This window comes from Pseudomonas sp. 14P5.3.2, assembly GCF_057799175.1.
The window spans coordinates 75,971-101,485 of the sequence record NZ_JBYOKU010000006.1 but is presented as its reverse complement, the minus strand read 5'-3'; the positions used below and the strand labels follow the sequence as shown (position 1 = coordinate 101,485).

The following is a 25,515-nucleotide window of genomic DNA, read 5'->3' as shown; positions in this document are numbered from 1 at the left end:
GATGGAGGATCCGGGGCTGGCCGAGATCAAAAGGTGGGAGTGGGCTTGCTCACGAAGGGGCCGGCACATTCAGCATCCATGTTGCCTGATCCGGCGCCTTTGCGAGCAGGCACATCCTCCAGAGGGTGTGCGGCTACTTGTCGGATTTGATGCTGGTCCACACCCGCGTGCGTACGCGTTCGAGTTTTTGCGGCAGTGGCTGGACCACGTACAGGGTTTTCAGCGCTTCGCTGGTCGGCGTCAGGTTCGGGTTGCCGGTGATGTCTTTGTTCACCAGCGGCATCGAGTCCTTGTTCACGTTCGGGTAGCCGAGGAAGTCGCTGATCGGCGCAATGACTTTCGGATCGAGCAAGGTGTTGAGGAATTCATGCGCCTCTTCGACATTCTTCGCGCTTTTCGGAATCGCGAAAGTATCGAACCAGATCGGCGCGCCTTCCTTCGGCAAGCGCCAGTCAACCACCACACCGTTGCCCGCCTCTTTCGCGCGATTACCGAACTGGTAGAAGCTACCGGAATAGCCGATGGCCACGCAGATGTCGCCATTGGCGATGTCGGTCATGTACTTGGCCGAGTTGAAGTAGGTCACGTACGGACGAATCTTCAGCATCAGATCCTTGGCCTTTTCATAGTCGGCCGGGTTCTGGCTGTTCGGATCGAGACCGAGGTAATGCAGGGCCAGCGGCAGAATTTCCGACGGCGAATCGAGCATCGCCACGCCGCAGGATTTGAGCTTCTCCATGTTCTCCGGCTTGAACACCAGATCCCAGCTGTCCACCGGCGCGTTGTCGCCGAGGGCAGCCTTGACCTTGGCCGGGTTGAAACCGATCAGTACCGTGCCGTACATGTAGGGCACGCCGTACTGGTTGCCGGGGTCATTGGCGTCGAGCAGTTTGAGCAGCGCCGGATCCTGATGACTCCAGTTCGGCAGTTTCGACTTGTCGAGTTTCTGGAACACGCCGGCCTTGATCTGGGTGTCAATGAACTGGTTCGACGGCACCACCAGGTCGTAGCCGGAGTTGCCGGTGAGCAACTTGGCCTCCAGCGATTCGTTGGTGTCGAAGGTGTCCCAGGTCACTTTGATGCCGGTCTTCGCGGCGAAATCCTTGGGCACCGACGGCAGGATGTAATCCGCCCAGTTGTAGACCCGCAGCTCGCGCTGTTCGGCGTGTACCGCGCTGGCCAGCAGCGTCAGCCCACACACGGTGGCACCCAGAATGCGTTTCATCGTGACCATGGTTGTTTCCCCAGAATGCGACGTGAGATCGATGGTTTTTATGTTCTGTACACGGCAGCGGCTGTAAAGGTAGCCAAGGGCAAGGAAGGTCCAGCGTTTTGTTGTGATTTGATTCTTGCCGAGCGCGGGGTCGCGGCACAGTGGGGGATGGGCCAAAAGGGGATCGAAATGGCCAATTTGAATGACCGCTGGAATGCACAAGGGCTAAGGAAACATCATTTGTGGCGAGGGAGCTTGCTCCCGCCGGGCCGCGCAGCGGACCTCGCTCTTCGATTTAGAAAAGCAGGCCTGCTGCGCAGTCCAGCGGGAGCAAGCTCCCTCGCCACAGTTTTACTGATGATCGGTCAGTCGGTATAACTCAACCGCGCCGCCCTGCTCTGCCGGGTCTGCCCGCGTGTGGCGAGGCAGTAATACAACGGCACTGTCACCACCAGGCCGAACAGCCACGACAGATCCGCACCGTCCACCAGATTGGCGTACGGCCCGACATACAACGAGGTATTAGCGAACGGCAGCTGCACAATGATCCCGATGAAGTAGGCAATGATCGCGTGCAGATTGAAGCGCCCGTAAATGCCGCCGTCCGCGCGGAAAATCGAGGTGATGTCATAGCTGCCGCGCTTGATCAGGTAGAAGTCGATCAGGTTGATCGACGCCCACGGCACCAACACCAGCAACAGCGCCAGAATCAGCCCGATGAACTGCGAAATGAAATCCGTCGAGGCACCCAGCGCCACCACGCAGCAACCTGCCAACACCACGCTCGACAACAGCACACGCACCTTGATGCTCGGCGTCCACTGGCTGGCAAAGGTCTGGATCGAGGTGATGATCGACAGCACCGCGCCGTACAAATTCAGCGCGTTGTGGCTGATGATATTGAGCAGAAACAACACCATCAGAATCGGCCCCAGCCACCCGGTGGATTGCTTGACCGCCGCCATCGCCTCGGTGCCTTCCGGGGTCGCCAGTACTGCCACGGCGCCAAAGCTGAACGACAGAATCGTCCCCAGCGTCGCCCCCAGATAAGTGGCCCAGAACGGTTTGGCGATGCCGATATCCGCTGGCAGATAACGCGAATAGTCGGAAACGTACGGCGAGAAGCTGATCTGCCAGATGATCCCCAGCGACACCGTTGCCAGCCAGCCCGACAGGTTGAAACTGCCGCGCGTCAGGAAGTCTGCCGGCAAGTCGTGAGCGAAGATGTAAATGAAACCGGCGAGCAGCGCGCTGCCCATCACCCAGGTGCCGATGCGGTTCAGTGTATGGATGAAGTTGTAGCCGATCACACCAATCGCCGTGGCCGCCAGCGCACCGATCAAAATGCTCAGCGGTACCGGCACCGATGGCGCAATACCGACAATCGATTTCCCGGCAAGCACGATGTTGGAAATGAAGAAACCGATGTAGATCAGCGCCGCAAAAAACACGATCAACAGTGCGCCGTAACGCCCGAACTGGCCACGACTCTGGACCATTTGCGGAATGCCCATGCGCGGGCCTTGCGCCGACGCCAGGGCGATCACCACGCCGCCGATCAGGTGCCCCAGCGCAATCGCCAGCAGCCCCCAAAGCAAATCGAGATGGAACACCTGAACCACCATCGCGCCGGTGACGATGGGCAGTGGCGCGATGTTGGTGCTGAACCATAAGGTGAAAAGGTCGCGGGCCTTCCCGTGGCGTTCCGCGAGTGGGACGTAGTCGACCGTGTGATTCTCGATCAACGGATCTTGCCGGGACATCTGGGACATATGCATGAACTCGAGTTTGTCTGTTCTTATCTTTGTATGAAGCCAAACCGGGGGGACTCTGGGTCGCCCCTCAGATGCAGACCATATTATGGTATTCCAAACATTTCACAAGACTGATCCGTAGTTTACGGCGCTAGCTGATCCGCCATCCTCACTGATACTGCGGCCTTCAGGCCAGCCACAAGCCCAATAAATGCTGAGTTTCCGACGAAAGCACCACGTTTATCGGTTCAGCCTAAAAGCCCTTGCAAAGAAAAAATACTGGTATACCATCAGACCAACAAATACATAAAAATCGCGTCACAACACCCGAGGACCGTCCAATGATCGATGCTGCCATCTACAAACAAGTCATGGGCTCGTTTCCGTCCGGCGTCACTGTCATCACCACGCTGGACGATGACGGCCAGATCGTCGGCCTCACCGCCAGCGCCTTCAGTTCACTGTCGATGGACCCTGCCCTGGTGCTGTTCTGCCCCAACTACAGCTCCGACTCCTACCCTGTGCTGATCAAGAACAAGCGCTTCGCGATCCACGTCCTGTCCGGCGGCCAGCAAAGCGAAGCCTACGCCTTCGCCCGTAAAGGCAAGGACAAGGCGCAGGGCATCGAGTGGACGTTGAGCGAGCTGGGCAACCCGATCCTGGCCAACGCGACGGCTATCATCGAATGTGAGTTATGGCGCGAATACGAAGGTGGTGACCACGCGATCATGGTCGGCGCGGTGAAGAACCTGATCGTCCCGGAGCAGCACAACGGGCCGCTGGTTTACTGCCACGGCAAGATGGGCGCCCTGCCCGTTCTGGCCTGAGCAAAACTTCAACCCCACACAAATCCACTGTGGGAGGGGGCTTGCTCCCGAAGGCGATGTGTCAGCCACCAGAGGTGTCGATTGACCCACCGCTTTCGGGAGCAAGCCCCTCCCACACAGTTTTGTAGCCTCAACAATAAAAGACCCGAGGAAGCGTCATGAAATTTTCCCTGTTCATCCACATGGAACGCTGGGACGAAAGCGTCAGCCACCGCCAACTGTTCGAAGACCTGACCGAACTGACCCTGATGGCCGAGGCCGGCGGTTTCAGCACCGTGTGGATCGGCGAACACCACGCGATGGAATACACCATCTCGCCAAGCCCGATGCCGCTGCTGGCCTACCTCGCCGCCAAAACCACCACCATCCACCTCGGCGCCGGCACCATCATCGCGCCGTTCTGGCACCCACTGCGGGTCGCTGGTGAATGCGCGCTGCTCGACGTCATCAGCAACGGACGCATGGAAGTCGGCCTGGCGCGTGGCGCCTATCAGGTCGAATTCGATCGCATGGCCGGCGGCATGCCCGCCTCCAGCGGCGGTCAGGCCCTGCGAGAAATGGTCCCGGTGGTCCGCGCCCTGTGGCAAGGCGACTACGCCCACGACGGCGACATCTGGAAATTCCCCACCTCGACCAGCGTGCCGAAACCGATTCAGAAGCCGAATCCACCAATGTGGATCGCCGCCCGCGACCCGGATTCGCACAATTTCGCCGTGGCCAACGGCTGCAACGTGATGGTCACACCGTTGATGAAAGGTGACGAAGAAGTCGTCGACCTGAAAAACAAATTCCAGACCGCGCTGGACAACAACCCAGACGTACCGCGTCCACAACTGATGGTGCTGCGCCACACCCACGTGCATTCGGCTGACGATCCGGACGGCTGGAAAGTCGGCGCCAAAGCGATCTCACGGTTCTATCGCACCTTCGATGCGTGGTTTGGCAACAAGGAGGTGCCGGTCAACGGCTTCCTCGCTCCGAGTCCGGAAGAGAAGTTTGCCGGGCGTCCGGAGTTTGAGCTGGAGAGCCTGCACAAGACGGCGATGATTGGTACGCCGGAGGAAATTATTCCGCGGATCAAGTATTACCAGGAACTTGGGGTGGATGAGTTTAGTTTCTGGTGTGACAACAGTCTGCCGCATGCGGAGAAGAAGAAGTCGTTGGAGTTGTTTATCAGGGATGTGGTGCCGGCGTTTCGCTGAGCTGACTTGTAAAAAACCGGGCATTAGCCCGGTTTTTTTATAGGTGTCTCCGAAACAGTTCGAATATCAAAGGAAATTTTGCAATCAACAATTCAGCATTGATAATCCGCAAAGAAAAATATCGCATATAAAAAGAACGCAAAACTTGCCAATACCGCCCGCCCGGCGGGGTCAGCACCCCTGCCCAATCCACCGGGTGCAATGGCAACCGTTGCCCCTCTTAAATAGTTATAAACACCTTGAGCAAACCATAACTGAACAGCAAGTATCGTAAAAAAACGCGCCCAACTGCCATTGAACTGAAAGTATCCATTGAGTAGTGCTACGAGTAATAGCCCCACCCCCACCCAGTCATGGTATTTAAATAGCCAGCTGATTATTGATTTACTTGTTATAGGCATCGACAGTTCTTTTAACGATATGATCCCAAACGTCCTGCGCACCCGAAAAATTGGGTTAACGGGGGGCTGGGCTAACGTGGTTGATGGGGTCAGACGAAATTTTCGGAGGGCTTTCTAAACGTAGGCGGTCCCCATTTACCCCTTTCCAAGGTATGTAGCCTTGCAACTTAACAGCCACCTAATTGCCTACGATCATACAAAGCGTAACTTCCAATAGTCCCTGCCATCCACTATCCAGTATCTTTCATGCGCGGGAATCAGAAAACTAAAATCATAGCACTCAGAAATCCAATCCGCATGAACATATTTCTCGTGAAACCGACCTTCATCCATATGCATAAATATCTTTCGATCAAAATTTATATAAAAATCTGGAAGGCGCGAACTAACAACATTGGCCATTTTATACAAATCGGCGCTCAAACCTTTACCTGTCAGGTAGTAACTCTCAATTGCCTCAAAGACAGTTACATCCGCCCCAACAAAGCCCTGCAAATCCAACGACGATAGTATTTTCTCTCGCGAACCATCAAGGTACTTCGGAAAATTCTCCGAAGTCAACTGCGCAAGCCCTCCCCTGTAATTTTGGCGAAACTGTTCATATTGTTCCTTCGTAATCCCCCCACTTTCCAGAGCGGCCCTGAGACTGATATCTATATCCAAAGTAAAGTTCTCTTTTTCATCCACAACCCAGAAGCATTTTTCTGAATGAACAAAAAAACAGATATTTTTTTCGCCGTCCCACAGATCGTCAAAAATCACTTCATTTACGGTCATTTATTAAACTCTTAGGAAAACGGGGAAGGAGAACGGGGACAGACCACATTTTCCGAGTGCTTTCTAAACGTGGTCTGTCCCCATTTACCCTTTTCGAGAAATCCCTGCTTGCGCGGCAGATCTTCTCTCAGGCCGACACGCGCAATTGCAGAAGTGGCCGGCACTTCAGCTGCACCAGTCGCTTTACACCATCAGCCTTTCATGCGCTCCAAGAACTCGGCCATTGCCTTTGGATCACGCTCCACAAGCTCTTCAATCAAATCTTCCGCTGCCCAATGCAGAATCATGTCCCCTCCCTCCCCATCCTTGCAGAGGATGAGATCATTTGACAGAGAAGAGTCAACGACATTGACCTCTCTATCACTGAGCGACATCAGGCCACCGTAGCCATCATAAGGAATAACCCAGTAAAAGCGCTCGCTCTCTATCCAGTAAATACCAAACACCTGCACAGGCTCTTCTCGCCCAATTTCTCGAACAATCATATCCACATCACTCAATAGTCCTTCCGGGCTGCAGCGCAGGCGGCAGCTGTTGCGGCGTTGTGATTTTCATATCATATGCTTTATCGGTAACGGAGTTATACTGATAGAGTTAACGGGGACAGACCACATTTTCCGAGTGCTTTCTAAACGTGGCCTGTCCCCATTTATTCTCCAAAAAAAGAAAAATGGGTCAGATCTAGTTTTGAATAAATAAATCCGACACCTTTAATTATATACCTCCTCGAGCTTAGCCTTTAATAAACTCTTATTACGGCTTAAAATCATCAACAGTCTTATTCCGCCCAATCAATAGAGGCACTACAAAATCGGAGTCTAATTCCATTAGAAACACAATAGCATCGTAGATTTTCCAGCGGTGCTTTTCTGGAAAATCAATAATGGAGATCAAGTGCCGCTCAATCATAGGCAAGTATTCCAGATACTTCTCTCGCCGCACAAAGGAATACAACTCTGATATTTCAAAAGGCCTGTCGTTTGCCAACGAGATAATTTTCGAGAGCAGTTCATATACATGAGGCCGGGCCACGTCCTTCCCTTGTGCGCCGGCAACATTGGCGAAATACATGGTCACCGCCATCAATACTTGCCGATAAGTATCATCATACCCATAAAGCCTATGAATATACGTCCCCTCAATGACTTCAGGCCTCTCTAGACCTTTCTGCAAGGCCACTAAACCTTCATATTCTCCCCAACTTGCCAGTAGTTTTGCAGCCAAGAAACGCTCTGTTTCATCATTACTATGGAGCATCAATTCCTTGACGGCACTACGTCTTGCCTCCGGAATATCTCCCGCATCCAAATCACCCGCTTCGGCAGCATAATCGGAATTTTCCGGAATACTGTAAAGCAACTCATGTGTTTTCGGATCCATAGTTTTCAACCTATTACTTTCCCATTTACCTTGCGTCACAGGCTTAGCCTAATTTTTAGCAAACTTTCGGCCACTGCTCTATCAACTTCTTTGAAGACAACTTCCAACTCGTGTCCATCGCCACCAATCCAATCAAGGACCGAGTCACGTAAAATCTCGAGATATATCTTTAGGTCGTCTCTTGGCAATTCTGGCAGAGACTCATGCACAAGGACGATTTTATCGCGGGGTTAACGGGGTTAACGGGGTTAACGGGGACAGACCACATTTTCGGAGTGCTTTCTAAACGTGGTCTGTCCCCTTTACCCCGCGACGGCGACATCTGGAAATTCCCCACCTCGACCAGCGTGCCGAAGCCGATTCAGAAGCCGAACCCACCGATGTGGATCGCCGCCCGCGACCCGGATTCGCACAACTTCGCCGTGGCCAACGGCTGCAACGTGATGGTCACGCCATTGATGAAAGGTGACGAAGAAGTCGTCGACCTGAAGAACAAATTCCAGACCGCGCTCGACAACAATCCAGACGTGCCGCGTCCGCAACTGATGGTGCTGCGCCACACCCACGTGCACTCGGCTGACGACCCAGAAGGCTGGAAAGTCGGCGCCAAAGCGATCTCACGGTTCTATCGCACCTTCGATGCGTGGTTTGGCAACAAGGAAGTACCGGTCAACGGCTTCCTCGCCCCAAGCCCTGAAGAGAAGTTTGCCGGGCGTCCGGAGTTTGAACTGGAAAGCCTGCACAAGACGGCGATGATCGGTACGCCGGAAGAGATCATTCCGCGGATCAAGTATTACCAGGAACTTGGGGTGGATGAGTTCAGTTTCTGGTGTGATAACAGCTTGCCGCATGCGGAGAAGAAGAAGTCGCTGGAGTTGTTTATCAGGAATGTGGTGCCGGCGTTTCGGTAAACACTTAGCTGGTTCAGCCCGGCAAATGAAAACGCCCCGTTATTCCTTGGGGTGTTTTCGTTTCGTTAAGCATCCGCTTCATCGATATCAAAAGGCGCTTCCAAGCTTCGATAAGGGTTAGCGAATGTGTATCCTGACGCCTATTAAATATTGAGTATAAAAAATGCAAAACATGACTGGCGTTGCCCAACAACTCATCCCTATTCGCCAGATACGCGGCTTTTACGATGAAAAAACCATTCGTGTCTACCAGGCCTATTCGGAAGCTATAGCCGATGCCACAATCGCCCATGGGACGTTCGTTTCACCACCGTTCAAAATGGATCGCATGACTTGGATTAAGCCATCCTTCCTCTGGATGATGTGCCGCGCTGGATGGGGCTTCAAAGACGCGGGTCAGTCGCGCATTCTGGCCATCGATATTTCACGAGAAGGTTTCGAGTGGGCATTGGAACATAGCTCCCCCAGCCATCCAGACGAATCGATGAGCAAAGAAGAATGGCTCAACGTGAAAGCAAATGCGCCAGTGCGAATTCAGTGGGACCCTGAGCGTGATGTGTATCTGCAGCCGCAATCACACCGGACCATACAGATAGGTTTGAGCGGCCAAGCCGTGGCACTTTATGTAAACAAGTGGATACAACAAGTAACAGATATTACTCCGTTAGCCCATACCATCCATGAATTGGTACTGAGAAAAGAAATTGAACAAGCAAAAAAACTGCTTCCGCTTGAAAAAATTTACAACATGACAATAAGAGACTAATGGCTTTACATAAAAACAGGCTATCGCATTAAACACCCTCCGCTTCCATAACCTACCGAGCCCCCCACTTTTAATCCTGCCCATCCGAGTCGACTGACGACTTTGCAAATCTCGCCGCCTTGAAGTTATTAATCATCTTATTCTTCCGCTTCAGCAGAGACACTACACAGCCAGCATCAAATCCAATTGAAAAATTAATCGCATGGATTTTTTTCCGGCGCTGCATTTCAAGTTTATCGATAGAGTTGATATCTCCAGCAAGGCAGCAGTTCCACGATCATGAAGCGGTCCTTCATTATCCGTGCGACGGAGCAAATCCATTACGGCGTCAACTCGTTCCTGAAGGACATACTCTGGATCCAGATCTCAGGCGTCTCGGCATAATCCGCATATGTTGGAATACCATTTAAACGCATGTATGCGTTTCGAGTCCATAAGCGACCTGTTTTTGAATATTGATAGCCGTCGGAAGAACTCTTTCGAATCGGTCGCATCACTCCAAATTAAACTAAAACTTCCGAAGATACCGAGGAGGCTAAAGCGAGATCAGTCCCGGCGCCCCCCTGATAACTGGCGATTTTAATATCTAGCACCACGACAACGTCGAACGGGAGCAACCCAAGCCCAGCAATAAGTCCTAGTGCCAATGATCACAAAAAAATACCGTGAATATCTTTATGCGTTGTGACCTGATTGGCTCATGATTATAAATCCTTCAATCGAGAAAAATCTTCTGGTGTAGCAACAGCCCCTCTATTTCCAAGAAGTAAGCAGTACTCACCTAACACCGGCCCAGCGCCGGTGTTTTTATCTGGCTTTTGAGTATGATCGTAGGCAGTTAGGTGGCTATTGAGTTGCATGGCCACATAAGACTTAAGCAATCGCTCCTGATATCACACACAAAGCAGTAACAACTTGATCAGGATGATCTTCTAAAGGAACTCCCCAGCCGGTAACTTCAAGCCCACCATAGCTTTGATCGGTATAGAACCACTCTTCAGCACTATCAAACTCTAAAGATGTAAATGGCAATAGTTCCGAAACCAAACTACCCAAGCCAATACCAGCCGGCAAAACCCCCTTATAGATAAAGTTTTCGGCCAGATCACCAGAAAAGCTAAAGTCATAAACTTTAATAGCATATACCCTCCCACCCTTAATCATGACTGATAAAGCGGGGGTAAACTTTTTTAACTCATTGATAATGCTTGAATCCGAGAGAACGAACGAATAGCCACCATTCCCGTTTTCGTCCAAACCATAAAACTTCAAGCGAAGCACTGGCGAGTCATTGAATTGGTATAGAGCGTTTTTCTCATCAACCAAGTACCCTAACAACACACATTTCAATGCATCCGCATCGACATGCAATGGTATTCCTGCAAGTGACACAGATGGCACAATTGGCGCCATCCACGATATTGAAAATTCTTTAGATAAGGTCATTCTGGCACCCATGTATTATTGGCAGGATTAAATATTACTTTTTGACCCTTCGGATTCAAGTAAGTTGTGTTCACATCATAAATAGGATCAGACCCAAGAAACGTCGGCCTGTATGTCGAAGGTTCAACAACCTTAATCTTACTTCCATCTCCATAGGTAATTTTGTAGTACTCACCAACATGAGTCGATTGATTGAGTTTATCAACAGTCGACGGACTATATTGAAATTCTTTAATACCTGTAGCGCTGCCTTCAACTTTAAATATTTGAGCATTGCCTGATGAGCTGGCTTTTGCAGGTACAGATGTAACCGTAGCACCATCCATTGTGAATGACTGTTTAATATCGTCTATCGATTTCCCCCAAATACTAGAGGGCTGACCCACAAGATTACGCGGTATTCCCGCCTGTGTGGCTAAGTCTTCTCGCAGTCCATCTCGGGCGATAGCTGAAGTCGCAGGTATCTCATCAGCAACTCCTGCTACTCCTTTTGAGCCGCCACCACTGTCGCCTTTTGAGCCGGCCCCTTCCTTCGTGTCGGCAGCACCGTCCTTCGTCCCTCCTTTCCCGCCTTTGCCCCCTCCAGGCACCTTGATTGTCGGCCCGATCGCGGACACGCTCATCGCTAAGCCTTCGACGGCCGCCATCGCCATTTCGTGACTGATACCAAGTGTCTGAACCAGCGTATCGGCAATGGCCGCGACGGTATGGCCAGCAGTAATACCGGCCAACATGTTCTGGAAGCCATTGTTCTCGGTAATCAACAGATCAAACAGATGCGCCGCTTCAGGCGATGCAGAGGCCGCGAGGTCCTTGAGTTTCTGGGTTTTAGCCTCTGCTTCCGCAACCAGACTGGAGAACGGGGCGCACTGACCAGGGTCGGCCGCACACTTTGCAACCGCCTCGATATCCTGCTTCTGGCTCAGTTCGTGGTACTCGCCATAAGCCTTGTTTGCGCAGGTAGAGTCACTTCCGCAGTTGATCATCTCCTTCGCTGCTCGCTCAAGATCCGAGTGAGACAGGAAGTTGTACTGGGTTGCGGTGGCAGCAATATTCGCTGCGATGTTCGGGTCGGTACCCGCAACCACTGCAGAAAGCACGGCGACCAACTGGGACATCGCCAACAAATTGGCTTTTGCCTGATCCGCACCCGGCATATTCGGATCGTAATTGTCAGGAAGTATCAAGCCCGCCAGGTATTGCACCATGGCTTCGTTGGCACCTCCAGCGAGTGCACCCGTCTTGAAATCACCGCCCATTGCCATGGACTTTAAGCCGCCCACTAATGCATGTGCGGCAATCTTGGTCGGACTGCCGTCGACCAGTTTGAGGTTACCGACCTTGTTGGCAGCAATAGCGCCACCAATGTCGATAACAGCGCCCAGGATATTATTGATGAAGTTATCACTCAGGCTGCCACCCTGTAGAACCGTCTGGGCGAGCGTGTCGGCACTCGTCTTGAGAACAACCTGCCCGGCACTGTTCCAGTCGAACCCAAGCTCCGTCGGGTTATAACCAAGCCCCGTGCCGATACCGCCCAGCATCCCCGAGAGTACGTATCCCTGCAGGTTTTCGCTGCTGAAGACATCCTTAAGTACTGAGCCCAGATCGCCCTTGTTACTGATGGCGCTGTTAGCTGCTGTGGTTTCCACAGCAATCAATACAGCGTTGGCAAAACCTGCCGAGAATGTACCTGCAGTGGCTCCGATCAGACCGGCGCCCGCTCCACCCGTGACCGCTGCCAACATGATTGCCAATGCCAATTGTGCGGCGACACCAAGTCCGGATGTCGAGTATTTGAAGCTCTTGTGAATTTCCTCCACACGGCGCCAATCAACATCGCCGCGCAGTTCTGCCTCTTTAAGCCACGCCAGTTTCGGATCAGCCGCGACCATCGTGTCGATGGTCTGGCTGACACTTTTCTGGTCGATCTGTGTGATATCGATCTTGAGACCATCAACCGCTTTGATTACAAGCTTTCCGTTGGCAATCAACTCGCTCTGGCGCAGGGTCTCATCGGTATTGCCTCTACCTTTGGCGGAGTTCCAGCCCGCGTTGCTATTGCTCTTGGTATGGCTCTCGTCATGGAGGTCCTTGACCCCCTCAAACGTAATGACGCCGCCACTGTCCAGAGTGAGATCGTTGCCACTTTCAAGCTTCGCTACCTGATAGCGCTGATCACCGTCACTTTTTAGCGTCAGGTTACCGCCAGCAGAAACTTCACTGCCCACATGGGTGATCTTGGTAACTTCATCGCGCTTGGTTTTGAGGCTGCCAAAGCTGCCTTTTTTCTTTTTGTCATAGAGCGAATAGTCACTGTCCTGTTTGGCAAGAATTTCCAGATTATCGCCAGCCACCAGATAGGCTTCATCTCCAGCAGTCACGCGACTGGAAACCACACTCAAATCTTTACCGGCGTCCAGCCTGACGTCACCGCCGGCTGAAATGCCGGACATGACCTGACTGACATGGTCTTCCTGGACGGTGAGTTTCTTGCTCTTGGATAGCGAGTGCTCTTCATCTGCCGCCGATGTGATCAGCAGATCTCCGGTTGCCTTGATGGCAACGTCGCGCTTGGCGTCAATCTGACTCGCGATAACACTGATATCGCGTTTGGCATCAGCCTTGAAGTCACGCCCAGCATCAATGTCAGCACCCAGTTGGGCGATGTCGCTGCTGTTGTGCCGATCGTCATGGAACACGCTGTTGGTGACTTGCACCGACGACACGTTAATGTCACGACCCGCATTCAGGACCATGTCCTGGCCGCTTTTCATCACGCCGCCGGTGATGTTGATGTCCTTGGCCGCTTTGACGGTCAGGTCATTGGCCGCCTCGATCCGCGCCGCGTTATCGGCGTAGTCATGATGCTGGGTGCCGAAGCGGGTGCTGTTGTCGGAGGAGGTGATGGTCCGTTCGTTGATCACATCCCCGGTGCGAGTGGTCAGGTTCACATCGCGCCCGGTAATGATCCCGCCGGACTTGTTGACGATATTGTTGGTCGCCAACAGATCCAGTCGGTTGCCCGCCTCGATCACGCCACTGTTGACCAGGTCCTTGCCCGCGGTCGCCGACAGATTATTCGTCGCCTTCAATGTCCCGACGTTGTCAAGATTCTCACCGGCAATCAGTGTCACATCGTTACCGGCAATCAACGCACCGGTCGGGCCGAGGCGACCATTGGCCTGGGCCAGATAAACCACCGGCACCAGCACTTTCTCACCGTTCACTTCGTGCTCTTCGAGCCAGACGATATCGTGGGTCAGCGCCGCGACTTGCTGCGAGGTGAGGCCGACGCCTACCGACAGGTTGAGTGCGTCCTTACTGGCGATGGCGTTGTTCATCAGGTACTTGAACATGCCCTCGTTGGAGGTCTGGCCGTCGATGAAAGCCTGACCGGTGCGTGCAGTGACGGCTTGCTGGATCAAGCGTTGCTCGTAGAGGCCGTCGCCGAGACGCTTGGCGCTCTGGTCGGGGTCGTAGCCGAGTTTTTCCAGCAGGTAGTCGGAGCTCATGAACGACTTGAGGTCGGTCAGCACCGGGTTGGTTTCGATCAGGTATTTGTGCGCGTTGGACGGCGCCTTGGTGTCTGGCAGACCGGTGACGCGGGTCACCGGACGGGTGTCGATCGACTCCATGGCGTCGTTGCCGCGGTCTTTCATGCCCGGGCCGGCGGGTTTCACCGGCACGTTGACGTCGACCGTGCTGGCCACGGCCTGCACGACGCTCGGGGTGCGGTGGAACGTATCCACTGCGCGTGTGCTGTCGGAGACTGTGGGCGGGGCGTCAACGAAAAGGTTGCGCGGGCCACCACTGCTTCCGGCTACTACGTGTGCCTCGGTAGTGACGGTTTGCCCACCTACGGTCCAGGTTGGCGCCGGGCCGGTCGCGGCGACTGGCGCGGTATCAGCGGCACCCTGCCCGCTCAGGCGGAACAGACCGTTTTCCCCCGTTGGCAGGGAGAAGCCAGGCAGGGACAGCGGGTTGACCTGCTGTTGGGCTAGGTCCGGCGGCAGTTGGCTGTTGATGCGGATGATGGCGGTGCTGTTGCTGACTTTGGTATCGGCAACTTTATTGGTGCCACCAGTGGAACCGTAGTCCTGATGGATGACGCTGTTTTCCAGGGTTTTGGCGGCCGTGATCGAGACATTGCCGCCTGCCTGGATGACTGCGTTGCGACCGGTAACGGTGCTTGTGGCACCCGTGCTGTCGACGGCGACCTCTGTTGTTCTGTCCGGGGTGAGCTGACTCAGCTGGCTCGGCAGTGCTACCAGGTTATTCGGGTCGTATAGAGAATGTGTTGTTTTTTCGAAGCCGTACTTGAGCCCGGACAGGCCTGCTCCGTACTTACGCGCACTGACGTCTTCGCCCGTTACGGAGTCTAGAAGCGCGACCCATTCGAAGTACTGTCCGAGTTCTCCCCCCTCACTGTATTCGGTTGATTCGGGTTTTGCTTTGCGGATCTCGTCCTGTGGAGCAACGTAATAAACAGTTGGAAAATCCGGATTGTTCCGTTGGTTGTAAGGCATCACAACGTTGTTGAAAAACCGCTCGGTTCCTCCATCGGTCAACCCGAAGGAGTAATAGCGGGTAACTTCGATGGTTCCGGTTTTTGCACCAATGTTCTTGAGACTGTCAGCGGTGATATTGATATTGCCACCCGCTGCCACCGTGCTTTTGCTGTTGAGAAACGTACCGCCCTGGAACACGAAGTCCTTACCGGCGTTGATCACCGCAGATGGGGTACTATCGCTGTCAGTGCTTTGATAGGTCTCGCGAGCAGCAATCAATATGCTGTAGTTATCCCCGACGCAGTCGCCACAGCTGCCGGCGATGAAACCCGAGATCAATTTGCGATCGCCCGACATCACCGGACCTTCGGTACGGTTCTCGAAAACATCGGCATTGATCTCGAACCCGCCACCGCTCTCCATCGAACCGGAGATGTTGTAGACCCCAGCAGCCCGCGCGGCGCCGCCGTAACCCTTGATGGTCACATTCCCCAACCCGTAGAAATCACCGTTCTGGTTGGTCAGATTGCCGACACTGAGCGTCATGTCGTTGCCGCTGAAAATCAGCCCTCGATCATTGAGCAACGAAGGTGTGTTGATATTCAGGTTCTGCGCCGCACCGAGGGTGCCGTAGTTGGTCACACTACCGGCATTGACGGTCAGGTCTTCACTGGAGGTGATGCGCCCGGAATTGATGAGTGCCCCGCCCACACTGATGGTCGAGGTCGCACCCGCGGCAAAACTGCCGCCCGCGCCGATGTTCATCTGTGCAGCGGAGAGGTAAGTCCCGCGCTGGCTCGACAGTCGGCCATTACCGCTGTAGCCACCGCTCAACTGCATGTCGATCAAGCCATCACTGGCGATCAAGCCATCGTTGGTCCAGTTGCCGCCACGCACCTGCAAAAGATCCGAGGCCAGCAACTTGCCACTGGCAGTCTGGCTGAACTGCCGAACATTGACGTTCAAACGTCCAGCCTGGATGACACTGCTGTTGTTCCAGGTATCGGCATTGAGTTCCAGCAGCCCACCGGTGGTGATGCTGCCACCCGCACCGATCACATTGGCCGTGGAAATTTCGAACTTGCCGCGGCCGACGTGGTTGAGCTGCCCGCCGTCATTGAGGAAGCTGCCGACGTTGACGGTCATGTCGGTGTTGGCGGTTTCCAGTACACCGTTGCGGTTGTCGAGTTGGCCGCCGATCTGGAAGTCGGTCTTGCCCCAGTTGCCCAGCGAACGCAGTCGGCCATTCTGGTTGTTGACGCTGGCCGCTTTGACGGTGAGTTGCGTGTTGCTTTCAATGACACCCGCAACGTTGCTCAGTGCGCCGCTGAGGCCGAAGTCGATGCGCTCGCCGGCGATCTGCCCGGCACCGTTGTCCAGGTTGGTGCCGCTGACGCTCACCAGACCTTTGGCATAAAGCACACCGTTGCGGTTATCGAACCCGGCCGTGGTGATGTTCGCGTCTGTCGCTTGCGCGGAGATGCGTCCGCCGTTGTTGTCCAGCCCGGCCAGTGCCGACAGCTTCAGACCCTGCGCCTGAATGATGCCGCCCTGGCGGTTGTTGTTGAGGTCGTAGCCATTACGCAGCACACCCACCGTCCGCGCTTCGAGTGCGCCTTTGATGCTGGACAGGATGCCGCCGCGGTTATCGATGTTGGCGGCGTTGATGCTCACATCACCGTTTTGCGCGATGACCTTGCCGCTCTGGTTGTCGAGGTCGCCGCTGACATCCAGGGTCAGGCCGCTTTCGCTTTGCAGCGCACCCTTGCCGTTGTTCAGGCTCGCCGCCTTCAGTTGCAGCGCGGAGTTCTGGCTGTAGATCAAACCGTCAGCGTTGTTGCGCACTGCGCCGCTGGCGGTGATCTGTAGCAGATCATTGGCGGCGATGGTGCCCTTGTTGCTGTTGTCCAGCGTGCCGGTCGACAGGTTCAGATTCTTCTGGCTGGCGATCTGGCCGTTCTGGTTGCTCAGGTCAGTCACGCCCTTGATCAGCACAGGGCCCGCGCCAGCCAGTCGGCCACCGTTGTTGTTGAGGTCGCCGTTGATGTTAAAAGTGATTGCGTCGTTACTGGCTATCTGACCGCCACTGTTGTCCAGTCGCGAAACCGAAGCGTTGATCGCCTGTTGCGCATTGATCGCGCCGCCGACGTTGGTCAGCGCCATGCTCAGCAGATCCAGCGCACCGTCGCTGGCGATCAAGCCGCCCTGACTGTTATTGAGCGCGCCGCTCAGCGTGAGCGCCTGCCCTGCTCCGCTGCTCAAAATACCTTTATTGCTGTTATCGAGGTTTCCCGCCTTGACGGTCAAGCTGCCCTCGGCGACCAGCGCACCGGCACCGCTGTTGAGCAGAGCGTCTTTGAGCTCGACCGCGACATCGCCGAGCTTGCTCGAGAGTGTGCCGCTGTCGCGGTTGTCGAGGCTGTCGCCGCTGACGCTCAACCCTTGCCAGCCGGACAGCAAGCCTTTCTGGTTGGTGATCGAGGTGCCGCGCAGCAAGAGTTTTTCGCCGCTGATCAACTTGCCGGCGTTGTTATTCACGGCACGAGCGATGACGTCGAAACTCAGGTTGCTGGAGATCTCACCGTGCTGGTTGTTCAGGTCGCGCAGACGCTTGAGGGTCAGCGGGCCTTTGGCGGTGAGCAGACCGTTCTGGTTGTCGAGGTCGCCGTTGGCCAGGTCCAGCGTGACGGCTTGGTCGCCCAACAGGCGTCCGCCGTTCTGGGTCAACGAAGTCAGGGTGAGACCGATGTCACCCGCCGCGGAGACTTCACCGTCATTGCTGGAATCCAGACCGGTCGCGGTCAGCGTCAGGTTGCCCTTGCTGTTGATCAAACCCTTGTCGCGGTTGTTCAGCGCCATCGCATTGAGCGTGACCGCGCTGACACCCAGCAACGTACCACTCTGGTTGTTCAGATCGGCGCTGCTGATGCTCAGCGCCTGCGCGGCGCTGATCAGACCGCTGGCATCGTTGCGCAGCAGGCCATCGACCGTGAGTTCAAAATCGCCACGGCTGACCAGGCTGCCGCCGCTGTTGTTCAGGCTGGCCGCCCGGACATCGATCGACGCCGCGCCGATCAGGCCCTTGACGTTGTCCAGCGCGTTGGCGATGCGCAGGGTCAGCCCCTGATTGCTCAGGAGTTTGCCGTTGCTGTTGTCCAGGCTCTGCGCGGTAAGGGTGAACGCTTCAGTGCTGGAGATCGTGCCGCCCTGGTTGTTGACACCGTTGAGTTGCTTGAGCAGCAGAGTGCCAGGCGCGCTGATCACGCCGTTGATGTTGTTCAACTGGCCGTGGTTCAGGTCCAGGCTCAGGCGCGTGTTGCTGAGCAGCTTGCCGCCCTGTTGATCGAAGCCTGTCACCGAAGCGGTGAGTGCGCCCTGGCTGCCGATACTGCCGGCATCGCTGTTGGTGACCTGGTCGGCGACGAGATCGAGCGTGTCGGCGCTGCTCAGCGAACCGCTGCTGTTATCGAAGTCACCGGTCGTGACCGTGACCGCACCTTTGCCGCTGAGGGTGCCCTTCTGCCGGTTATCCAGGCCGGTACTTTTCAGCACGAGGAGGCCATCGGTAACGATCCGCCCGCCCTGGTTATCGACCTTGCCAGTGCTGTCGAGAGTGAGGTCTGCAGCGCTGGACAGGCTGCCGCCAGTGTTGCTCAGTTGCGCGGAATTGACGGTCAGCGCGCCTTCGCTGCTGACTTTGCCGATTTGGTTGGTGAAGTCGCCGCTGAGGTTCAGCAGCATGTCCTGCTGGCTGAGCAATTCACCGCCGCTGTTGTCCAGCGTACGACCTTTCAGCTTCAGCAGCGTGCCCGTGTCGATCAGGCCCTTGTTGCGGTTGAGCAACTGATCGACCGTGAGCGTCAGTGCCTGGCTGGTGAAGACCTTGCCGCCATCGCTGTTATCGAGTTTTTTACCGGTCAGCAGCAGATCGCTGTTGGTGGAGATTTCGCCGCCACGGTTGTCCAGCTCATCGACCGTCAGGGTCATCGCCTTGGTCGAACCGAGCAAGCCACCCTGGCGGTTGTCGAGGGTCTCGGCGCTCAGTTTGAGCATACCGGTGGCGATCAGTTTACCGTTCTGGTTGTTCAGGCTTTTGACCTGAATACTGGCATCGGACTTGCCGGCAATACTGCCCTGCTGGTTGACCAGCGTATCGGCGGTCAGCGTCAGTTCACCGTCGGCGATGAGAGTGCCTGACTGGTTGTTCAAGGTCTTGTCGGTGGTCAGCAGCAATGGGCCGCGACTACTGATCAAGCCATCCTGGTTGTCGAGGCTCACGGAATGGCTGTCGAGTGCCGCCGCAGAAATTACGCCTTTGAGGTTATTCAGCGCTTGAGCAATACGCAGCGTCAGCCCTTGCTGGCTGATCAGCTTGCCGTTGCTGTTGTCCAGGTCATTGGCCGCGAGCGTGAATGCTTGCTGGCTGGAGATTTCGCCGCTGTGGTTGTTCACGCCATTGAGGTTTTTCAGCAGCAGCGTGCCGGGGGCGTTGATCAAACCGTTCTGGTTGTTCAACTGACCGTTGTTCAGATCAAGGGTCAGGTCTGCCTTGCTGAACAGCTCGCCACCCTGCTGATCCAGCCCGGTGACCGATACGTCCAGCGCTTGCTGGCTGGCAATCCGGCCAGTGGCGTTGTTCACCTGAGCGGCCTTGAGCGTCAGAGACGCTTCACTGGTGAGTTTGCCGCCCAGGCTGTTGTCGAAGTCGCCGGTATCGACATGGCTGGCGCCTTTGGCGCTGATCAAACCGTTCTGGCTGTTATCGAGGCTGGCGCTGGTCAGGGTCAACGTGTTGTCGGTGCCGATCGAACCCGCCCGATTGAGTACCAGGCCACGGCTGGTTACCGACAAGACGCCGGCTGCGCTCAGGCTACCGGCACTGTTGTCGAACCGGCCGAGATTGGCCGTCAGCGTGCCCTCGCTGCTGATAGTGCCCTGCGCGTTGATCAGGGCATCGTCGAGGGTAATCACCAGGCCGTTGAGGCTGTTGAAGCGACCGTCGTTGTTATCCAGGCTGCTGCCGGTCAGCGTGGTTGTGCCCTTGGCGCTGATCAAGCCTTTATTCAGGTTGATCAGTTTCGCCACGGCGAGGCCCAGATCGGTGCCGGCCAGCAGCTTGCCGCTGTCGCTGTTGTCCAGGCGCTGGCCCTTGATGTTCAGCAGCAGACTGCTGGAGAGTTCACCGTTGCGGTTGTCGATATCGTCGACAGTCAGAGTCAGCGCTTTTGTGGTGCCGACCAGACCGCCATTGCGGTTGTCGAGCGTCTTGCCGGTCAGGCTCAGATTGCCCTGAGCGACCAGCGCACCACCCTGCTGTTGCAGCAAACCGATGGCCGCAGTCAGATCGCCTTGGCTGGAGATCCGACCTGCGGCGTTTTGCACTTCGCCCGCGTTGAGGCTGACCGGACCGACCGCACTGATGAGTCCGCCGCTGTTGTCCAGACGTGTACCGGCGTAAGCGATACCGGACTTGCCGGTGATCTGGCCCTTGTCGCGGTTGTCCAGACGATCGACGTTGAGCGTCAGTTGCTGATCAGCCTGGATCACGCCTGTGCGGTTGTCTGCCGTATCGCTGCGCAGTGCCAGTGTGGTTTTGCCGATGACTTTGCCGTCGCGGTTGTCGAGGCTGCCGGTTTGCGCATCGATGGCGCCCTTTGCCGTGATCTCGCCTTTGTTGCGGTTATCGAGCAAGCCGCGCACGCGCAAGGTCAGGCCGCCGTCGCTGACCACCACACCGCCATCGCGGTTATCGAGGCTGGCAGCCTGCAGATTCACCGACTGGCCGGAGCCGAGCACGCCGTCACGGTTGTCCAGCGCGCCACTGAGGTCGATATTCAACCCCAGATCGCCAAGGATCTGACCGCTGCGGTTGTTCACCGTTGCCGCGTTGAGCCGGGTGACGCCGCTGCTGGAAAACTCGCCGTTGCTGTTGTCCAACTGGCCAAGATTGCCGTTCAGGTTGCCTGCGCTGTGGATCAGTCCTTGCGTGTTGAATAGCTGATTGGCGCTGAGGTTCACTGTCGCGGTACCGAGCACACGGCCGGCATTGCGGTTGTCTAGTGTGTTAGCGCTGACCGTCGTGGTTTGAGCGCTCAACGTACCGCCCTGGTTGTTCAGGGTTTGCGCGGTGGCGACCGTGAGACTGCGGCTCGCCACCAGACTCTTGCCGCTGTTGTTGAGGTTCTGCGCACTCAGGCTCAGATCACCGTTGGCGTTGCGTCCGCCGTCGGCATTGACCCCGGCCTCGATGACACCCGCATTGGTCAATTGCCCGCCGGCACTCAGGGCAATGCTGTCGCGGGCGGCCAAGGATTGCTGGTTGGTCAGGTTGCCCTGGGTCTGCACGTTCAATGCCGTGCCGGCATACACCGGCCCGCGCGCATCGAGACTGGCCGCCTTGACGTTGACCGCGCCGGTCGCCGAGGTATCGGCCAGGCTCAATTGACCATTGGCATCGAGTTGAATATCGCCACCGCTGGCGATCAGTTTACCGTCGAGCTTCACCCCGACCCCGGCCTCGGTGCCGACCAGCTTGATCGCTCCCGCATACATGCCGCCGAGTGCCGAAGAGTCGATTGCCAGTTGCGGTTTGGCGCTGCCATCATCGGCGCGGGCCGTGGCGTTCAAGGTCTGTGCGTTGACGTCGTTGCGCCCGGCAACGATGGTCAGGTTCTGCGCCTGGAGCTCAGCGTTGATTTTGGCGCTACGGGTGATGATTTCGAAACGGTCGACGTTGTTGGCGTTGAGGCCGGCGCCTTCGATGGCGACGCTGCCCTGATCAACTTGAAAACGATCCAGCCGCCCCGCGCCATCCAGCACCGGCTTGCCGGTGGTCAGCGTTACGCGCGGTGCATTGATGAAGCCGCAGCCATTACAGGTGATGCCATACGGGTTGGCGACGATCACTCGCGCTGACTGCCCTGCCACTTCGGTGTAACCGCGCAACTGGCTCGGGTTGCCGCTGATGACTTCGTTGAGAATCGCTTGCGCCGAGCCGCTGTTTTTCAGGTTCGGGTTGCCGATGATGTGGCCGCCCAATTGTGTGTTCGACGTCTGGCTCGAGCCGTTGTTGAGGATGACACCCTGCGCGCCGACGTTGTAATCGTGGAACTGGTTATGCGACAGCCCGCTGCCGTTGGGCGTGGCGATATTGATGATCGGCACGCCATTGCCGGCCCGATCCAGCGCGGTGTTCGGGTTGGCCACGACAATGCCGTCGGCCTGCGCCCACATCGGTTGCCAGAACATGACGTTCGCCAGCAGGAACGCCAGCCCGCGCTTGGGCATGCCCAGGAACGACTCACGTTTTTTTACGGCCGCAGAAGGCTGGCCTGCAAGGAAGGCGAACTGACGAACATCCATGTCGATGGTCTCGAAGAATTTGAATTAGATGAAAAAGTCGAGGCGGAAATAGATCGGCGCTTCACGCTCGGTCAGTACATCCGGGCGTTCGAGGGAGTGAGCAAAAGTCACGCTGGCAGCCACATGCTCGCCACGGGCGAACAGTTCCAGCGAGTTGCTCGACATGCGCCCGTGCTGATCGCCGTTGTAACGATCGCCGCGAATCACGCCCTGGTCGTAACCGAGGCTGGTGCCGTATTCAGCGAACACCGGGCGCAGCCATTCGACGTTGATCGGACGGCTCCAGCGCAGATCGTTGCGCCAGTAGCCGCCGCTGTCGCCGGACAGCGATTGATCCTTGTAGCCACGGATCGACGACAGCCCGCCGAGGCTGGTGCGTTGTGAACTGAACAGCACGTCTTCGCTGCGCTGGCCGGTCATCAGGCTGCTGAAGGTGAAGGATTCGCCCCACACCTTGAACGGTTGCAGGTAGCTCAGGGTCGCGGTGTATTTGCGGTAGCGTGCGTCCGGTTCGCCCGGGCCCGGATCGTGGCTGCCCTGCGCGTCGAACGCGCCGATGCCTTCCTGCATGCCGGCGTCGAAGTTGACGAAGGCGCTGCCGATGCGGCGACCGTGGTTGAAGCCGAACTGCGCTTCGCTGATGCGGTTGCTGCTCAGCTTGAGCTTGCTGTCTTCGATGTAGTTGTTGGTGCGCAGGTAGGACAGGCCGGCGCTGAGCGAGGTCTTGCTCACCGAGTCGCGATGGATCACCCGTTCGGCGCGCAGCTGATGGTTTTCGCTGTCGCCGGTCTGCTTGAAGTTGTAGCCGTTGGCGGCGATCTGCGAGCGGTAGTCACTCTGGCTGTAGGTGTAGCTGAAGTTCCACCAGCCCCACGGCAGGTTGTAATTGAGCATGGCGTTGCTGGAGGTGTGCTGGTGGTCGGTCATTGCATCGTGACCGCCGCGCAGGCTCAACTGATCGGCCAGGCCCAGCGGGCTGTCCCAATCGAAAGTGGTGCCCCACTGCTGTTCACCGGTGCTGCGCTGGCCGTCGTTGCTGCGCGACAGTCCGGCACGCCATGGCTTCTGCGGCGTATTGGTGACCAGCACCTCACTGCCGCCGACGTTCTTGCCCGGCGCCAGTTCCATCTTGGCCTGATTGGACGGCAGGCGATTGAGCTGATCGACCATCTGCTCGATCTCGCGCAGGTTGACCAGATCGCCGGACTTGCCGGGAAACGCCATCGCCAGTTCACGCTCGGAAAGCTTGCTGTTCTCGGCGCCCTTCATGCCTTCAAGCTTGCCTTCGACCACCAGCACTTTCAGATGCCCGCCAGACAGATCCTGCTGCGGCAGGTAGGCGCGGCTGGTGACCAGGCCTTTCTCGATGTAATGGTCGGTGATGACTTTCAGCAGCTCGTTGAGCTGCGGTACACCGAGGCACTGGTCGATGTAGGGCTTGAGCAGACGGGTTCTGTCGCTGTCGGACAGACTGTCGGCGCCCTTGAGCTCGATGTCCTTGATCGGGAAACAACGGGTGTCGGTGGGCGCCGCTGGTTGCGCCGGACCTGCCTCTTTGCCGGGCAGATTTTTCAGGTCTTCAAGACGCCGCTGCTGCTCTTCGAGCAAGCGATTCTGGCGATCGCGGATCAGGTCGGTTTCACCGGGGGTGGGTGCAGCGAAGGCAATTTGAAGCGGAGACAGGCACAGCAAAGCTACGCACAACCTCGCCGCGAGGGCGGGTGGGTACATGTTCGATCCCTCGATACGGAATGACATCAAAATAGTGGCGCGATATTAGATGGCCATCATTTTGACGTCAAACAAATCGTATCGACCGTTTGTCGGGTTTGTATCAAGGAATGAACGAACGAAGCGGGTGCCAACGACATAAAAAAAGGGGGCATCCATTGTCCAGAAATGGATGCCCCCCTTTTTATTCAGACCGACTCAACCGCGAATACGGTGCTCAGTGAACTCGTAGTCTTCCTGGCAATCGCCCGTAGGGTCCTTCGCCACACTGACGTAATGCACCGTGTCGGCATCGATCAGCGTGTAGGTGTAGATGTCGGGCAGGGGCACGCCGGCGGTTCGCAACTCGTTCTTGCCATTGGCCGCCTTCCAGATACCGTGTTCGGTCTGGATCGGCTGGGTCTGCTGGGCATCCCGGAAGAAAGTAATGTTGAAGGTGCCGTCAGGCTTGAAGTTGTTTTTCCAGGACAGGAACTGGCATTTGCCGGTTTCCGCCCGCACACCTTTCCATGAACCGATCAGGGATGGATCGTTGCCCGGTTTGTTGGCGGCACAGCCACCCAGTGTTGCAGCCAGGACGATGAGAGCCAGGCAGAGATTGCGTTTCACTTGGTATTTCCTTTCTTCAACTGAATTCAATGCATCGCGTATGCAAGGTCAACCTGCTACAGGAATGCGCTGCTGGGGTTGGGTAACGTCGTAGACGTGCTGCTCGCAGAGATCACCGGAGAACTGGAATTCCACCTGGTACACCTTGCCCTGTTGCGGAGTGAAGGCGCTTTTCAGCGGCCCACAGGTATAAATGCCTGCGCTCACCCGGCTGCTCGAATACCCCGAGACCTCAAACGGCTTGCCGGCATCGGCCTGTGCTTCCAGTTGCGGAAAGCGTTTGACCGTGGCGCTGTTGGCCACTTCGTTGAGTTTGGCGATCCAGCCGAACACCTTGCCACGACCTGAATCCACAACGGTGCCGAGCACTTCCATGCGGCGGTCGGGATCATCGGCGCGGCGAATGGAAAACTCCACCGGATAGGTGCCACCCGATGATTTCATGATGACTTTGGCGTGCTGGGCGTCCACCACCACCTGGTCTTGATGCAACTGAATGCCGTCTTTCAGCAGGCTGGGGGAAGAGTCACGCACATTGGAATGGCAGCCTGGCAGCGCGAGCAGCAGGGTCAACGTCACAAGCACACGTTTATTCACGCAGGAATCTCTATTGAGCAAGCAGGAC

At 56.2% G+C, this 25,515-nt stretch carries 15 protein-coding genes and 1 pseudogene; 5 read left to right on the top strand and 11 right to left on the bottom strand.

The genetic code is table 11. The annotated features are described in order from the left end of the window. Positions 1 to 133 precede the first annotated feature (133 nt). Positions 134 to 1,234, bottom strand: coding sequence for a polyamine ABC transporter substrate-binding protein (locus AC27VU_RS06965; RefSeq protein WP_003225750.1), 1,101 nt, complete (start codon positions 1,232 to 1,234; stop codon positions 134 to 136). Positions 1,235 to 1,249: 15 nt separating this feature from the next. Between AC27VU_RS06965 and AC27VU_RS06960 the strand changes: the two genes are divergently transcribed. After that, complete coding sequence (locus AC27VU_RS06960) at positions 1,250 to 1,591, top strand: hypothetical protein (RefSeq protein ID WP_488723752.1); 342 nt, start codon at positions 1,250 to 1,252, stop codon at positions 1,589 to 1,591. On the opposite strand, the gene AC27VU_RS06955 is transcribed toward AC27VU_RS06960, so the two are convergent. Further along, positions 1,579 to 2,985 carry a purine-cytosine permease family protein gene (locus AC27VU_RS06955; protein WP_201137379.1) on the bottom strand — a complete coding sequence of 469 codons (1,407 nt, stop codon included), beginning with the start codon at positions 2,983 to 2,985 and terminating at the stop codon, positions 1,579 to 1,581. The genes AC27VU_RS06960 and AC27VU_RS06955 overlap by 13 nt on opposite strands. A gap of 323 nt (positions 2,986 to 3,308) precedes the next feature. On the opposite strand from AC27VU_RS06955, the gene AC27VU_RS06950 reads away from it, so the two are divergent. Both AC27VU_RS06950 and AC27VU_RS06945 read left to right on the top strand, forming a co-directional pair. Beyond that, entirely contained in the window at positions 3,309 to 3,794 is a 486-nt protein-coding gene (locus AC27VU_RS06950; RefSeq protein ID WP_443545585.1) for a flavin reductase family protein, read from the top strand. Positions 3,795 to 3,952: 158 nt separating this feature from the next. Further along, a complete protein-coding gene (locus AC27VU_RS06945; protein WP_003225757.1) occupies positions 3,953 to 4,996 on the top strand; it encodes an LLM class flavin-dependent oxidoreductase in 1,044 nt (347 codons plus the stop codon). Positions 4,997 to 5,088: 92 nt separating this feature from the next. Here the strand turns inward: AC27VU_RS06945 and AC27VU_RS06940 are convergent, their stop codons facing one another. The 4 genes from AC27VU_RS06940 to AC27VU_RS06925 form a co-directional block, all read right to left on the bottom strand. After that, a complete protein-coding gene (locus AC27VU_RS06940; RefSeq protein ID WP_488723751.1) occupies positions 5,089 to 5,397 on the bottom strand; it encodes a hypothetical protein in 309 nt (102 codons plus the stop codon). Positions 5,398 to 5,589: 192 nt separating this feature from the next. Further along, complete coding sequence (locus tag AC27VU_RS06935; protein WP_488723750.1) at positions 5,590 to 6,174, bottom strand: hypothetical protein; 585 nt, start codon at positions 6,172 to 6,174, stop codon at positions 5,590 to 5,592. Between the two features lie 191 nt (positions 6,175 to 6,365). Further along, positions 6,366 to 6,665, bottom strand: a complete 300-nt coding sequence (locus tag AC27VU_RS06930) for a hypothetical protein (RefSeq protein ID WP_253150072.1) — start codon at positions 6,663 to 6,665, stop codon at positions 6,366 to 6,368. A gap of 262 nt (positions 6,666 to 6,927) precedes the next feature. After that, on the bottom strand, positions 6,928 to 7,554 hold the full coding sequence (locus AC27VU_RS06925) for a hypothetical protein (RefSeq protein ID WP_103483289.1): 627 nt from the start codon (positions 7,552 to 7,554) through the stop codon (positions 6,928 to 6,930). A 311-nt stretch (positions 7,555 to 7,865) separates the two neighbouring features. Here AC27VU_RS06925 and AC27VU_RS06920 point away from each other — a divergent pair. Together AC27VU_RS06920 and AC27VU_RS06915 are read left to right on the top strand one after the other, a co-directional pair. After that, positions 7,866 to 8,465: pseudogene (locus AC27VU_RS06920) on the top strand (LLM class flavin-dependent oxidoreductase); the annotation flags it as partial. A 163-nt stretch (positions 8,466 to 8,628) separates the two neighbouring features. Then, positions 8,629 to 9,231 carry a DUF4291 domain-containing protein gene (locus AC27VU_RS06915; RefSeq protein ID WP_488723749.1) on the top strand — a complete coding sequence of 201 codons (603 nt, stop codon included), beginning with the start codon at positions 8,629 to 8,631 and terminating at the stop codon, positions 9,229 to 9,231. A gap of 873 nt (positions 9,232 to 10,104) precedes the next feature. Here the strand turns inward: AC27VU_RS06915 and AC27VU_RS06910 are convergent. From AC27VU_RS06910 to AC27VU_RS06890, 5 genes are all read right to left on the bottom strand, one after another. Further along, positions 10,105 to 10,677 carry a hypothetical protein gene (locus AC27VU_RS06910; RefSeq protein WP_488723748.1) on the bottom strand — a complete coding sequence of 191 codons (573 nt, stop codon included), beginning with the start codon at positions 10,675 to 10,677 and terminating at the stop codon, positions 10,105 to 10,107. Beyond that, complete coding sequence (locus AC27VU_RS06905) at positions 10,674 to 22,550, bottom strand: two-partner secretion domain-containing protein (protein ID WP_488723747.1); 11,877 nt, start codon at positions 22,548 to 22,550, stop codon at positions 10,674 to 10,676. The genes AC27VU_RS06910 and AC27VU_RS06905 overlap by 4 nt, the downstream gene beginning before the upstream one ends. 24 nt (positions 22,551 to 22,574) lie before the next feature. Next, entirely contained in the window at positions 22,575 to 24,281 is a 1,707-nt protein-coding gene (locus AC27VU_RS06900; RefSeq protein WP_103522425.1) for a ShlB/FhaC/HecB family hemolysin secretion/activation protein, read from the bottom strand. A 198-nt stretch (positions 24,282 to 24,479) separates the two neighbouring features. After that, positions 24,480 to 24,890, bottom strand: a complete 411-nt coding sequence (locus AC27VU_RS06895; protein WP_226500270.1) for a hypothetical protein — start codon at positions 24,888 to 24,890, stop codon at positions 24,480 to 24,482. Positions 24,891 to 24,938: 48 nt separating this feature from the next. Next, positions 24,939 to 25,487: a hypothetical protein gene (locus AC27VU_RS06890; RefSeq protein WP_003225788.1), complete on the bottom strand. Its 549-nt coding sequence runs from the start codon at positions 25,485 to 25,487 to the stop codon at positions 24,939 to 24,941. Positions 25,488 to 25,515: the final 28 nt, after the last annotated feature.

What these genes read in the sequence shown, in the direction of transcription:
- AC27VU_RS06965 (WP_003225750.1), bottom strand. Translation starts at nt 1,234, where the DNA reads ATGGTCACGATGAAACGCATTCTGGGTGCCACCGTGTGTGGGCTGACG.
- AC27VU_RS06960 (WP_488723752.1), top strand. Translation starts at nt 1,250, where the DNA reads ATGCGACGTGAGATCGATGGTTTTTATGTTCTGTACACGGCAGCGGCT.
- AC27VU_RS06955 (WP_201137379.1), bottom strand. Translation starts at nt 2,985, where the DNA reads ATGTCCCAGATGTCCCGGCAAGATCCGTTGATCGAGAATCACACGGTC.
- AC27VU_RS06950 (WP_443545585.1), top strand. Translation starts at nt 3,309, where the DNA reads ATGATCGATGCTGCCATCTACAAACAAGTCATGGGCTCGTTTCCGTCC.
- AC27VU_RS06945 (WP_003225757.1), top strand. Translation starts at nt 3,953, where the DNA reads ATGAAATTTTCCCTGTTCATCCACATGGAACGCTGGGACGAAAGCGTC.
- AC27VU_RS06940 (WP_488723751.1), bottom strand. Translation starts at nt 5,397, where the DNA reads ATGCCTATAACAAGTAAATCAATAATCAGCTGGCTATTTAAATACCAT.
- AC27VU_RS06935 (WP_488723750.1), bottom strand. Translation starts at nt 6,174, where the DNA reads ATGACCGTAAATGAAGTGATTTTTGACGATCTGTGGGACGGCGAAAAA.
- AC27VU_RS06925 (WP_103483289.1), bottom strand. Translation starts at nt 7,554, where the DNA reads ATGGATCCGAAAACACATGAGTTGCTTTACAGTATTCCGGAAAATTCC.
- AC27VU_RS06915 (WP_488723749.1), top strand. Translation starts at nt 8,629, where the DNA reads ATGCAAAACATGACTGGCGTTGCCCAACAACTCATCCCTATTCGCCAG.
- AC27VU_RS06910 (WP_488723748.1), bottom strand. Translation starts at nt 10,677, where the DNA reads ATGACCTTATCTAAAGAATTTTCAATATCGTGGATGGCGCCAATTGTG.
- AC27VU_RS06905 (WP_488723747.1), bottom strand. Translation starts at nt 22,550, where the DNA reads ATGGATGTTCGTCAGTTCGCCTTCCTTGCAGGCCAGCCTTCTGCGGCC.
- AC27VU_RS06900 (WP_103522425.1), bottom strand. Translation starts at nt 24,281, where the DNA reads ATGTACCCACCCGCCCTCGCGGCGAGGTTGTGCGTAGCTTTGCTGTGC.